This window comes from Anatilimnocola floriformis (assembly GCF_024256385.1).
GTDB lineage: Bacteria > Planctomycetota > Planctomycetia > Pirellulales > Pirellulaceae > Anatilimnocola > Anatilimnocola floriformis.
Map to the genome: position 1 here is coordinate 744,115 of NZ_JAMLFW010000001.1, position 13,500 is coordinate 757,614.

At 58.4% G+C, this 13,500-nt stretch carries 9 protein-coding genes; 5 read left to right on the top strand and 4 right to left on the bottom strand.

Going from position 1 to position 13,500, the window contains the following annotated elements; translation table 11 throughout:
- Position 1: 1 nt before the first annotated feature.
- Together M9Q49_RS03020 and M9Q49_RS03025 are read left to right on the top strand one after the other, a co-directional pair.
- Positions 2-568 carry a DUF4256 domain-containing protein gene (locus tag M9Q49_RS03020; RefSeq protein WP_254507169.1) on the top strand — a complete coding sequence of 189 codons (567 nt, stop codon included), beginning with the start codon at positions 2-4 and terminating at the stop codon, positions 566-568.
- A 20-nt stretch (positions 569-588) separates the two neighbouring features.
- On the top strand, positions 589-1,035 hold the full coding sequence (locus M9Q49_RS03025) for an SRPBCC family protein (protein WP_254507170.1): 447 nt from the start codon (positions 589-591) through the stop codon (positions 1,033-1,035).
- 141 nt (positions 1,036-1,176) lie between these two features.
- On the opposite strand, the gene M9Q49_RS03030 is transcribed toward M9Q49_RS03025, so the two are convergent.
- The 4 genes from M9Q49_RS03030 to glmM all read right to left on the bottom strand — a co-directional run bounded on the left by M9Q49_RS03030 (position 1,177) and on the right by glmM (position 7,829).
- Entirely contained in the window at positions 1,177-2,562 is a 1,386-nt protein-coding gene (locus M9Q49_RS03030; protein WP_254507171.1) for a DUF1501 domain-containing protein, read from the bottom strand.
- A gap of 170 nt (positions 2,563-2,732) precedes the next feature.
- A complete protein-coding gene (locus M9Q49_RS03035; protein ID WP_254507172.1) occupies positions 2,733-5,219 on the bottom strand; it encodes a DUF1553 domain-containing protein in 2,487 nt (828 codons plus the stop codon).
- Positions 5,220-5,492: 273 nt separating this feature from the next.
- Positions 5,493-6,356 (bottom strand): alpha/beta hydrolase, encoded by an 864-nt coding sequence (locus M9Q49_RS03040; protein WP_254507173.1) that lies wholly within the window; start codon positions 6,354-6,356, stop codon positions 5,493-5,495.
- A 129-nt stretch (positions 6,357-6,485) separates the two neighbouring features.
- A complete protein-coding gene (gene glmM, locus M9Q49_RS03045) occupies positions 6,486-7,829 on the bottom strand; it encodes a phosphoglucosamine mutase (RefSeq protein ID WP_254507174.1) in 1,344 nt (447 codons plus the stop codon).
- Between the two features lie 142 nt (positions 7,830-7,971).
- Here glmM and M9Q49_RS03050 point away from each other — a divergent pair, with 142 nt between their 5' ends.
- The 3 genes from M9Q49_RS03050 (at position 7,972) to dnaE (ending at position 13,399) form a co-directional block, all read left to right on the top strand.
- Positions 7,972-8,319, top strand: a complete 348-nt coding sequence (locus M9Q49_RS03050; protein WP_254507175.1) for a hypothetical protein — start codon at positions 7,972-7,974, stop codon at positions 8,317-8,319.
- Between the two features lie 289 nt (positions 8,320-8,608).
- A complete protein-coding gene (locus M9Q49_RS03055) occupies positions 8,609-9,325 on the top strand; it encodes an SDR family NAD(P)-dependent oxidoreductase (RefSeq protein ID WP_254507176.1) in 717 nt (238 codons plus the stop codon).
- Between the two features lie 495 nt (positions 9,326-9,820).
- On the top strand, positions 9,821-13,399 hold the full coding sequence (gene dnaE, locus M9Q49_RS03060; protein ID WP_254507177.1) for a DNA polymerase III subunit alpha: 3,579 nt from the start codon (positions 9,821-9,823) through the stop codon (positions 13,397-13,399).
- Positions 13,400-13,500 lie beyond the last annotated feature (101 nt).

Sequence of the window (13,500 nt, forward strand, 5' to 3'; positions counted from 1 at the left end):
CATGAAAGCCACCAAAAAGAAACTTGCCGCCGCTCAACAAGTGGAACTCTTTCGCGTTCTGCAGGAACGCTTTGAGGAGAACATGGCCCGCCATAAAGGGCTGAAGTGGGAGAAGGTTCTCGAGCGACTCGAAGCCAATCCCGACAAGTTGTGGTCGCTGCAGGAAATGGAGCGGACCGGCGGCGAGCCTGATGTGGTGGGACTCGATAAGAAGACCGGCGAGTACATTTTCTTTGACTGCTCGGAGGAAACTCCCGCCGATCGGCGCAGTCTGTGTTACGACCGCGCGGCGCTCGATTCGCGCAAAGAACACAAGCCCGTCAGTAGCGTGCTCGAAGTCGCGGCGGAGATGGGGATCGAGCTGCTGACCGAAGAACAGTATCGCGAGTTGCAAACGCTGGGCGAGTACGATCTGAAAACGTCGAGCTGGATCGTCACGCCGGCCGCGATTCGCAAGTTGGGTGGCGCTCTCTTTGGCGATCGCCGTTATGATCACGTTTTCATCTATCACAACGGCGCGCAGTCGTACTATGCGGCGCGGGCTTTTCGCGGCTGCCTCAAAGTTTAGAGCTACTTCAGGAGTAAATCATGTCTACCGGAACTGTTCGTTTTCAGCGCGTGTTGCGTTGCTCGCCCGAGAAGGTCTATCGCGCGTTTCTCGATGGTGATGCGATGGCCAAGTGGTTGCCGCCGCATGGCTTCACGGGCAAGGTCCATTCGATCGATGTCCGCGTCGGCGGCTCCTACAAAATGTCGTTCACCAATTTCAGCAGTGGCGGCAGTCACTCGTTTGGTGGTGAGTATCTCGAGCTCGTGCCGAACGAAAAGATCCGCCATACCGACCGGTTCGATGATCCGAATCTGCCGGGGCAGATGGAAACGACCATCACGCTGAAGAAAGTCAGCGTTGGCACGGAAGTGAACATCGTGCAGGAAGGAATTCCCGCCGTGATTCCTACGGAGGCTTGCTGCCTCGGTTGGCAGGAATCGTTGCAGTTGCTCGCTCTGCTGGTGGAACCCGAGATTCCGGGTTAACCGTAGGCGAGTCACTCTGTGACTCGCAACAGCGCCTTTGGCGCTCCTCGCATAGAAACTAAACGGGGCCAGCTGACAAATTAGATGCTGTCCGCCGCTAGCCAAACACGTGTTGCGAGTCACGGAGTGACTCGCCTACGGTTAGGCCAAAATCTTTTTCGCAATGTTGCCATGCACATCGGTCAGGCGGAAGTCGCGGCCGCTGTAGCGGTAGGTCAGTCGTTCATGATCGAGGCCGAGCAGATGCAGCACGGTCGCATGCAGGTCGTGGATGTGCATTTTGTCTTCGACCGCCTTGATGCCGTGCTCATCCGTGGCGCCGTAACGCAGGCCACCTTTCACGCCGCCGCCGGCCATGAACATGCTAAAGCCGGTTGCGTTGTGATCGCGGCCATCTTCGTTCTGTGCATGCGGGGTCCGGCCGAATTCGCCGCCCCAAATCACCAGCGTGTCTTTCAGCATGCTCCGCTGCTTCAGGTCGTTTAGCAGGGCGGCGATCGGCCGATCGATCGAGGTGCAGTTCTGCGTGAGCTTGGTCCGCAGTTGCTGATGCTGATCCCAGCCACCCATGCCGACCTCAATGAACCGCACGCCGCTTTCGGCGAACCGACGGGCCAGCAAACATTGCCGGCCGAAGTTATCGGTAGCTTTGTCGCCAATGCCGTACGACTCGAGCGTCGCCGGCGACTCATCGGCAAAGTCCATCACCTTCGGCACGGCGGCCTGCATGCGGAAAGCGAGCTCGTACGATTCGATGATTCCTTCGAGTTCCGGATTCACCTTATCGACCTGCAGACGATCTTGATTCAGCTTCTGCAACAGATCGAGCTGCTGCCGCTGCTGCGGCGTGGTGAGTTGCGTGTTGCGAATGTTGGCCACGCTGGCCTTGGCGAGTTGCACTCCTTCGCCGCCGATCTTGGTGCCCTGAAAAGCGGCGGGCAGGAACGAACTGCCGTAGTTCTGCGCGCCGCCGATGCGACTGATGGGATTGATCGTGATGAAGCCCGGCAGTTCCTGATTCTCGGAACCGAGGCCGTACAGCACCCACGAGCCGAGCGACGGGCGGACGAATTGAAAATTGCCGGTGTGCATCTGCACGGCGGCTTGCGGATGATTTGGCAAGTCGCAATGCAAGCTATTTAGCAGGCACAGATCATCGGCGTGCTTGCTGAGGTTCGGAAACAGCTCCGAAATCGGCAAGCCGCTGTTGCCGCTCTGCGGAAACTTCCAGGGCGACTTGAGGAGCTTGCGATTTCCCTTGCCATTCGCCTGGCCGGGGCTCTTGCCGTCGTCTTTGATCAGTTGCGGCTTGTAGTCGAACGTATCGACATGCGACGGCGCACCTTGCATGAACATGAAGATCACACGCTTGGCCTTCGGTGCGAAATGCGGTGGCCGCGGCGCGAGAGGATTCGTCGACGCGTCGGGATTGGCTTTTGCCTGTTGAGCGCAGAGTCCGGCGAGCGCGAGCAGGCCGAAACCGCAGGAAGTGCTTTGCAGGAGTTGGCGGCGTGAGATGGGATGCATGACTTTTCCTCGGCGAATGAGGCGTTGTTTATTCTGGTTCCCTCTCCTCGGTAACTCCGGGGAGAGGGTTAGGGTGAGGGGCTGTGCTGCAGATCGAGTCTAATCCGCTGCGAGCCCCTCACCCCGGCCCTCTCCCCGTGAGTACACGAGGAGAGGGAGTGAAGACGCGATCAATACACATACCTAAACTCCGCCGACGCATACAGCGTGTGGCAGAGCGTGGACCAGGCGGCTTGCCGGCCGTTGGCGGTTTCGAATTTCTTCAAGTACTGCTGCACTTCGTTGATCTGACTGGCGGTGGCAGGACGGCCGAGGAACAGCCGGAAGGCGTAGTCGATCCGCTGCGCATCATCCTTGTGACGAGCGTCGCCGAGGATCTTCTTCGCAGCCGCTTCGGCCTGATCGTGCACGACCGGGCTATTCATCATGTAGAGCGCTTGGATGGCAACCGTCGTCACATCGCGCTGGCCGGTGACGAGTTCTGGATCGGCCATGTCGAAGACGTTGAGGAACTCTGGCACGTAGCCGCGGGCCATCGGCAGGTAACAGCTGCGGTGTTTGTTTTCCTTCAGCAGCGATTCCCCTTTCACCTGGCGGCCGAGTTCGCCATCGAGTTTCATCACGGGTGAACCGACGGGGCGCTCGAGGTTGAGTTGCCCGGAGGTGGCGAGCACAGTGTCGCGAATGGCTTCGGCTTCGAGACGACGGCGGCTCATGCGCCAGACGTATTTGTTATCGGGATCGCTGCTGTAGTTGGCGTCGTTGTGAGCGCTCGACATTTGATACGTGCGGCTGAGAACGATCTCGCGGATTAGCTGCTTGGTCGACCATTTCTGGTCAATGAACCGCAGGGCCAGATGATCGAGCAATTCGGGATGCGTCGGCATGTCGCCCATCGCGCCGAAGTTATCGACAGTATCGACCAGACCGCGGCCGAAGAGGTGAAACCACACGCGATTGACCATCACGCGGGCAGTGAGCGGATTGCTTTTGTGCGTCAACCAGTTGGCCATTTGCAAACGGCCGCTCTGGGATTTGTCGACTTGCGGCGAGCCAGGGAACTGCAGCACACGGACAAAGCCGCGATCGACTTCATCGCCGAGGTCGTTCACCTCACCGCGGATGTTGATTTTGCAATCCATCAGCTTCGCAGATTCGCGCACGCCCATCGCCGATTCGCCGGGCGGGGCCATCTTCTTTTCGAGCGCATCGCGCTCATCCATCAGCTGGGCCAGGCGGCGTTCTTCCTGACGGAATGGATTGGCGTTTTCGGCCTTCTTCCGCTTGGCGTTTTCTTTGGCTGGCTTGTTGGGGTTTTTCGGATTCCCCAAGATCGGCGCGGGGCTCAGATCAGCTGAGCGTTTGGCGTGGACGAGGTCGAGTTTCGCTTGATTGATTTCACGTTCGATCCGCGCGAGCTCACGGCGGTCTTGCTCAGAGCCGGCTGATTTCGAAGTATCGACGAGCGATACGTATTCCCCTTCGTAGCCGGTTTTGTTGTTGCCGCGTTTCACACCCGAGAAAACATCGGTGCTGCGAAAGATGCCGGCGAGGGCGTAATAGTCTTGCTGTTGAATCGGATCGAACTTGTGATCGTGGCACCGAGCACAGGCGACCGAGATGCCCATGACCGCGCGGGTCACGACGTCGATCTGTTCGTCAGCGACGTCCATCGCGAACTGCTCGGAGTTCTTTTCGTTCAAGCTCCGTGGGCTGAGGGCGAGAAAGCCGGTGGCCGTGATGTGTTCGTTTTTCTCGGCAGCGCCGCGCGATGGCAGCAAGTCGCCGGCGATCTGCTCGCGAATGAATTGATCGTAGGGTTTGTCCTTGGCGAAGGCGTCGTAGACATAGTCGCGATACCGCCAGGCATAGTTGTACGGAATGTTTCGCTCTTTGCCGCTCGATTCGCCAAAGCGGGCGACGTCGAGCCAGTGGCGGCCCCAGCGTTCGCCAAATTGCGGCGAGGCGAGGAGCTGATCGACGAGCTTTTCGGTAGCCTTCGGCGCAGGATCGAGGACGAAGGCATCGATCTGCTCAGGCGTCGGCGGCAGACCGATGAGATCGAAATACAACCGGCGAATGAGCGTTGGCTTGTCAGCATCGGCGACCGGTGTGAGCTTATGTTTTTCCAAACCGGCGAGGACATAGCGATCAAGATCGGCGCGAGCCCACGTGGTGTTCGTAGTGGCCGGCGGCGGCGAGTTCTTCACCGGCTGCAGCGACCAGAATTTGCGGGCATCGACTAGGCTGATTTTCTTACCGACCGTGGAGGTATTGCTCTCGCGCGGATCGGGGGCGCCAAACGTGACCCACTTCACAAAGTCGCCGACGATCTCGTCCGACAGCTTTTGCTTCGGCGGCATCTCCAAGCCGTCCTGGTGTTTCAGGGCTTGGATGAGCGGGCTCTGGTCGGGCTTGCCGATGACGATCGACGGGCCCATGTCGCCACCCTTGCGGATGCCGGCGCGGGTATCGAGCCGCAGGTTCCCTTTCACTTCCTTGGCGCTCGCCGAATGGCATTGGTAGCAATTGGCGATCAGAACCGGGCGGATCTTCTTCTCAAAAAAGTCGAGTGCCGCCGGCGTGATGTTCTCGGCCCCGTTCGCGAGCCGCAAGCCGCCAGCCAAGACGAACAAGAGTGGCAACAGGCGCTTCATGGGAACCTCGAAGGGCGGTTAGTTGGGTCAATCAATAAGATGCGCAGCGGTGGGCGGTTATTGGCCTTCGTTAAGTGGGCCTAGCGCGTGCCTCATCCCATCTGCTCAGAAATCGACGCTTCAGCGTAGCAAAATCAGCGCCGCACGCGGAAACGGCGCACTTAACAGCGTTAGACTATCCGCCCGTGACGGTTGACGGTTTTCGCGAAATTACGTCAACGTAATATGACTCCCGCCGGTAAATGCCACGGGCCCCATCTCCCCATCGCCGAATCACTCCACCCGCCACAGCCACTCCAGCGATTCCGGCAGAATCGCGCCGCCGTGTTTGCCGTTGTGGCCGCCGTCGCCGCCGACGAATTTGTGGTCGTACTTTTTGTACTTCAGCGCCGATTCCATCTCAAGGTTTGCCAGCCACCAGTTGCCGTGTTCGTTGTTCACGTCGTTCGAGCCATCTTGCAGGAAGATGCGTAGCGGTTTGTTCGGCGTCTTCCGGATCAATGCGTGATAGACATGGCCGCCGCGGATGTTCGTGAAGCTGCCGACGTGGCTTAGCACTTTGCGAAACGCGTCGGGCCGTTCCCAAGCGACCGTGAACGCGCAAATGCCGCCCGACGAGATGCCGCAGATCGCTCGCTGGTTCGGATCGTCGGTCAGTTTGTAATCCTTGCCGACGGTGGGGAGGATTTCGTCGAGCAAGAATCGCGAATACTGATCGCTGAGCGTGTCGTATTCAAAGCTACGATTGTTCGCCTGCCACGGGCTCTCGGATTTCAGCTCGCCCTTATGACCGGGATTGATGTAGATGCCGATCGTCACCGGCATCTTCCCTTTCGCGATGAGATTATCGAACACAATCGGCGTGCGGAACTCGCCCTTCACATCGGCGTAGGCATTGCCGTCTTGAAAAACCATCACGGCCGCGGCTTGTTCGGGTTTGTACTGCGCGGGAACGTAAACCCAGTAGTAACGCTTCGTACCTTCGAAGACTTTGCTCTCGTGCTCGTAGCGCTGCAGCTTGCCAACCGGCACATCGGCTTGACGCTCGGAATCAGGGCCGAGTTTGAACTGCTCGTCGGCAGCGAAGATGGTTGTGGTGAATAACGCGATGAACAGGCAGCAGAGGGAGCGAAGCATGATGTTCTCCAGTGAATGTAGGCCGGAACAAGCGGCACTCCGCGCAGTTCCGGCAGGAAGCTGCGATCGACGTCCAACTGCTCAAATGCCGGAACTGCGCTGAGTACAGCTTGTTCCGGCCTACCGCTATTAAACCTTTTGCAGAATCGCGTTTGCATCGGTGCACAGCTTCGCTGCCGCGTCGGCTGTCGGCGCTTCGGCGATGATGCGCACGATCGGTTCAGTATTGCTGCCGCGGATGATCAGCCAGCGGTCGGGCCAGTCGAGTCGCAAGCCGTCGAGGCGATCTGCGGTCGCTTCGGCAAAATGCTTTTGCAGCGCAGCGTACGCGGCGGGAAGTTTTTCCGCGGCGAGGGGCGTCGTGGTTTTGTGAATGTGATAGCGCGGTAACTCGGCGACGAGCTCGCTGATCTTTTTGCCGCGACTGGTGATCGCGGCCAGGATCTGCGCCATGCCGACGAAGCTGTCGCGGACGTAGACGATGCGCGGATCGATCGGGCCGCCATTGCCCTCACCGCCGAAGACAGCGCCGACTCGTTTCATTTCGTCAACGACGTTGGCTTCGCCGACTGCCGATCGGCTGAACGGCGCTTGGTATTTTTCGGCAAGGTCTTGCGACATGCGACTCGTCGAGCAGTTGGTCACGACCGGGCCGGTCTTTTGACGCAGCACATGATCGAGGCAGAGAGCGACCGTGTACTCCTCGCCGATGTAGCGGCCTTGCTCATCGATCACGGCCAGGCGATCGGCATCGGGATCCTGACAAAAGCCGATATCGGCGCCGGCGGCGACGACTTTTTCTTGCACCGATTTCAGATTCTCCGCCGTTGGTTCCGGCGGGTGAATGAATCGGCCGGTCGGATCGCCGCCAAGAATTGTCACCTGGCAACCGAGATTTTGCAGCAAAGTTTTTCCCAGCAGGCTCCCCGCGCCGGCGTTGCTATCGAGCAGCACCTTGCAGCCGCGGGCTTTGATGGCAGCGACGTCGACGGTCTCCAGCAGCAGTTTCAGGTGCGGGCCGGTGGTGTCCGATAGCGGCCGGATCGTGCCGATCTTGTCGTGCGGGGCCCAGGCAAAGCTGGCCGCGCGATAGCCATCGAGCACCTTTTTGCCCGCAACGGCGGGGATTACTCGGCCTTCATGGTTGAAGAGCTTAAGGCCGTTATAGGGGAGCGGATTGTGGCTGGCGGAAATCTGCACGCCGCCGACCGCGCCATAATGCCGGACTAACACACCTAAAGTCGGAGTCGATGCGACGCCGGCATCCCACACGTCTTTGCCGCTGGCGGCGAGGGCCGACTGAACAGCCGCTGCCAGCATGCTGCCGGTGGTGCGGCCGTCGCGGCTGACAATCACCGGTCCGGGCGGCAGCGTCGCCGCGAAAGCAGCCACATAACGGACGGCCAGGTCGGGCGTCAGACTTTCGCCAATCACTCCCCGCAAACCCGAAACACTGATGATTGGCTCTGCCACGATTGTCTCCTCCGTGTGACGACTCAAAAAGACTTCCCCCCCAACGGCCCCTTAGTATAGAATCGCGCCAGGCGGTTATTACAGCGGGCGCTCATGGAACGGTCGTCCTAAATACAGCAACGGGCAATAGGAACGGTGGGTCATGCAGAAGGTGTTAATGTTCTGGCGGCAAGATCCGGGCGTAAAGCAGCCGGCAGAAACGATCTCACAAGAGTTGAGCTTCGGTGAAGACGTCGAAGGGCTGGTCGACCTGCCCATCAAGGACGTGATCGACCGGATCAAAGCCGAGTTCACGGGCATCGACGAGAAGCCCGGCGTGTTGTTCGGCCGCGGCCATGCCGGCAAATTCGAAGTCAGCTGGAGCTGGCAGTTCTTCCGCATCGAAGGCCCGCACCTGGAAGAAGACGACCGCCAGAAGTTCCTCTCCATCGGCCGCGACTTCGGCTGCCAGGCGTATGAGCCCAAGCCGACGTTCCCGATGAAGAGCTAGTAGCGAATTGCTCCTGCGATCGCTGAATCTGTTTACAAATCAATCGCGTGCATCATCTGCACGCGATTTTTTTGCGCGCTGTAGCTGTAGCTGTAGGCCGGAACAAGCGGTACTCCGCGCTGTTCCGGCAGGAGGCTGAGATCGACGTCCCTCTACAAGTCATGCCGGAACTGCGCTGGGTACAGCTTGTTCCGGCCTACGTCATACGTTGCTGCAAGATTCTGGCGACTCCTCGGTATATCCCGGCAGATACAATCTGCCACAATCAACGGGAACGAGGAGAGAAGTCATGAACACTCAAGCACCAGTCGTCGTGATCACGGGCGCCTCGCAAGGAATCGGCGCGGGGCTCGTGCAGGGTTTTCTCGCCCAGGGCTATCGAGTGGTTGCCAATTCGCGCTCGATCAAAGCCGATAGCAATCCCAATGTGCTGACCGTGGCTGGGGATATCTCGAGCCCCACGGTTGCCGAGCAAGTAATCGCCGCCGCTGTCGAAAAGTTTGGCCGTGTCGACACGCTGGTCAACAACGCCGGCATGTTTCTCGCCAAGCCTTTTACCGAATACACGGTCGAGGATTTCAATCGCGTCATCTCGCTCAATCTGGGCGGCTTCTTTTATGTGACACAGCAAGCGATCGGCCAGATGTTGAAACAGGGTGGCGGCGGACATATCGTGAATCTCACGACGTCGCTCGTGCGGCAACCGATGAAAGGTGTCTCTGCCGCGATGGCTTCGATTACCAAGGGTGGTCTCGACGCGGTGACTCGCGGCCTGGCCATTGAATATGCCGACCAGAAGATCCGCGTGAACGCCGTCGCGCCGGGCATCATCGAAACCCCCATGCACGCTCCCGAAACGCACGACTTTCTCGCCAGCCTGCAACCGCTGAACCGGATGGGTTCGGTGCAAGAAGTGGTCGATGCGGTGCTGTATCTGGAGGGGGCAAAGTTCGTGACCGGCGAGACTTTGCATGTCGCCGGTGGAGCCCAGGCAGGGAAGTGGTGAGACGGCAATTGTGCTGGGCTCGCTTGTTTCAGTCTGCGTTACTGACGCGCCAAACTTCTTGACATGCCACCGCAGATTTTGTACAATTGAACAGTACTCATTGCCGATGAGCGTTACCAGCGGATGCACTTTGGGGCCATCGGCTGATGCGCTTGCGTTGATCTATTTTCGACGAGAATGATCGATCGTTTGCAAGTTGTTGTTGAAAGGATAATCAAGTGGTGAGAAAAGGTTGTGGTGCTGTTTTGGAACTGTTGTAATCACCCTCCCTTGAGGGATGAAAGTGTTGTGGGGATTTGGCGGTCGTTTTCGCTAAGTGATTTACTCAGAATGGTTTGTGGATTTCGCAGAACTGAAACAACTGTTGTGAGAAATCGAGCTCCATTTGCCCTCGCTGGTTTCTGCCGATGCCCTAAAATGACAGGCTGCTAGCAGCGACTGATTCGACCCGATTGGCCGATCTGTCTTCTCCCTTACTTTTGCAAGGATGCCCGCATGTCGCGCTCGTTCGTCCACCTGCATTGCCATTCGCATTACAGCTTGCTCGATGGCGCCTCGCCGATCGGCAAATTGGTGCAGCGGGCCAAGGACCACGGCATGAACGCCCTGGCCCTGACCGACCACGGCAATCTGCACGGGGCCCTCGAGTTCTATAACAAAGCCAAGGCCAAGGGGATCAATCCGATTCTCGGTTACGAGGCCTACATCGCCCCCGGCAGCCGCTTTGAAAAGAAGGACGCCGCGAACAGCAAGGAAGCCAGTTATCACCTCACGCTGCTCGCCCAGAATCGCGTCGGCTTTAAGAACCTGATCAAGCTGGCGTCGCACGCGATGCTCGAGGGTTTTTATTACAAGCCGCGCATCGACAAGGAAATTCTCGAGGCCCACAGCGAGGGAATCATCTGCCTTAGCGGTTGTGTGTCGAGCGAGTTCAGCACGGCGATTCTCCGCGGCGGCGACGGCGAGGAAGCCTTCAAAAAGGCAATGGAAACCGCGGCCTGGTTTCACAAGCTCTTCGGCGATCGCTACTTCGTCGAGATCATGAACAACGGCGTCGATATTCAACGGCTGCAGTTGGAAGGGGCCGTCGAAATCGCCAAGCGGATGGGCCTGCCGCTCGTCGCGACGAGCGATGCGCACTACGTCGACCGCGACGATGCCGAAGCCCAAGACGTGATGTTGTGTGTGAACACCGGCAAGTTCCGCACCGACAGCAACCGGATGAAGATGGAGAACGACTCGTTCTATCTCCGTTCGCCGGAAGAAATGTATGCGCACTTTCCGGGGCTCGAAGATGCCGTGGCGCGCAGCCAGGAAATCGCCAACAGCGTGTGCATCGATCTCGAGCTCGGCAAGCGGCACTTCCCGGTCTATGCGTTGCCGGAAGGGCGCTCGACGGCGGAGTATTTGCGCGAGCTGTGCATCACAGGTCTGAAGGATCGTTACAGCGACGATCCCGAAATGCTCAAGGATGATGTACTCGCCGATGTGGTCATCGCGCGTCTCGATCGCGAGCTCGACGTCATCAACAAGCTGGGCTTTCCGAATTACTTTCTCATCGTTTGGGACTTCGTTCGCGAAGCCCGCGACAAGGGCATTCCCGCCACGGCGAGAGGTAGCGGTGTCGGCGCGCTCGTTTGTTTTGCGCTGTATTTGAGCCACGTTTGTCCGATCAAATACGACTTGCTGTTCGAGCGGTTTCTCGATCTGAATCGTAAAGAAGCGCCCGATATCGACATCGACTTCTGCAAAGAACGTCGCGGCCTGATCATCAATTATGTGAAGGAAAAGTACGGCGAAGCCAACGTTGCCCAGATCGGCACCTTCGGCACGTTGCAAGCTCGTGCGGCGATCAAAGACGTCGGCCGCGTGCTCGGTTTGCCGATGGATCGCGTCAACAAAATCACGTCGCTCGTGCCGGACGTGCTGCACATCTCGCTCGAAGAAGCGCTCGAGCAATCGGACGAACTAAAGCAGCTCAGCAACAGCGATCCGGAAGTTGCCGAGGTGCTGAAGCTCGCGCAAAAGATCGAAGGCCTGGCCCGCAACATCGGCACGCACGCCGCGGCGGTGGTGATCGCCGACAAGCCGCTCACTGAGTACGTGCCGCTGGGCAAAGTCAGCGGCAAGAACGACATCATCACGCAGTGGTCGATGGGTGACGTCGAAGCAGCTGGCCTGTTGAAGATGGACTTTCTCGGCCTCCGCAACTTGACCATCCTCAGCAAAGCCGAGGAAATCATCCGGCAGACGACGGGCATCACGATCAACCCGTATAAGTTTCCGCTCGACGACAAGGCGACATTCGCTCTGCTGCAGCGCGGCGAAACGAAAGGCATCTTCCAGCTCGAATCGGGCGGCATTCGCGACCTGCTGCAGAAGATGAAGCCCGACCATTTCCGTGACATCATCGCGACGAACGCGCTCTATCGCCCTGGTCCGCTCGAAGGCGGTATGGTGCGCGACTACGTCGAAGTGAAGAACGGCCGGCAGCAAGCGAATTACATTCATCCCGTGTGCGAAAAGGTTCTCGGCGAAACGCACGGCGTGATGGTGTATCAAGAACAAGTGATGCGGATTCTGAACGAGCTCGGCGGCATCGAGCTCGCCAGTTCGTACACCTGCATCAAAGCGATCAGCAAGAAGAAAGAAGAGCTGATCGCGAAAAACAAAGATCAGTTCCTGAAAGGCTGCGGCGAGAAAGGTCTTGCCAAGAACGAAGCCGAAGATTTCTGGAACATGATCATCAAGTTCGCGGGCTACGGCTTCAACAAAAGCCACTCAACCGCCTACGCCCTCATTGCATATATGACTGCGTACTTGAAGGCTCACTATCCGGTTGAGTTCATGGCCGCGCTCCTTTGTGGTGATATCGAGGGCCGCAATTTCAAAACGAAGGATGCGCTCGTCGAGCATCTGGAAGATTGCAAGCGGATGAATATCGAGGTCGTGCCGCCGGATGTGAATAGCAGCGATGTGGAGTTCACGGTCGGCGACGGCAAGATTTATTTCGGCCTCTCTGCGATCAAGGGTTGCGGCGGCAACGCGGGCGAAGCGATTGCAACCGCGCGGAAGAAGGGTGGGCCGTTCAAGGACTTGTTTGATTTCTGCGAACGGGTGGATTCGAGCGGCGCGAGCAAGGGTGTGATCGAAACGCTGATCAAAGCCGGCGCGTTCGATTGTTTCAAAGCGAAGCGGTCGCAACTCGGCGCGATTATCGAACGAGCCATTCAGGCCGGTCAGAGCGTGGCGTCGGATCGCAAGAGCGGCCAGAAATCTTTGTTCGGCGCGTTCGGTGGCGACGAAGAAGCCAAGCCCGCCGTCACGATGCCGGATATCGCCGAGCTCGTGCCGAAAGAAATGGCGCAGGCTGAGAAGGAAGTCCTCGGCTTTTATCTGTCGAGTCATCCGCTCGATGAATTTCGAAACAAACTCGCCATGTATCGTTCGCATACGGTGACATCGGCGAAGACGCTGCCGGAAAAGCAGGAAGTGATTCTCGGCGGCATGCTCGCGGCGCTGAAGTATGGCAATTCGAAAGATCCCAAGCCGGGCATGCCGTCGCGCTGGGTGATGTTCGACTTGGAAGACGTCGAGGGTGGCGTGATTCGTTGCACGATGTGGCCGAGCACCTTTGCCGAGTACGGCCAACTCGTCGCTCCCGATGCCATTCTCATGGCTCGCGGCCGCGTCGATCGTCGTGGCGGCGAAGAAGCGAATCTGAACATCGACGAGCTCACCACGCTCACCGACATCGACGAGCGGAGCACCAGCGGCATTGAGATCCGTTTTGACGAACGGCAGCACGGCCCGGAAACGGTGAAGAAGGCCTACGAAATCATCCGCGGCTATCCACCCACTGGCGAGAAGCCTGGCGTCCTGAAGATGCAGGTCATTACCGAGGATCGCACGCTTGTCGATCTGCGAGTGAAGAATCGCTTGAGCATTACGAAAGAACTCGAAGCGCGACTGCAAGATCTGCTCGGTGCGGGTTACTTGCGATTGCTCAAGTCACCGCCGAAACCATCTGCCGACCGGCCCAAACCACGGTTCCAGAAAGCTGGCGCGCGGTAGGACTCGCGTCCCAAATGTGCCCAGCCGAAGGCGGCTGGGTTCCTCCGTAGCAATCCGTTGTCTCACCAGCGACAATCGACGTGACTTCTTCACGGAGATTG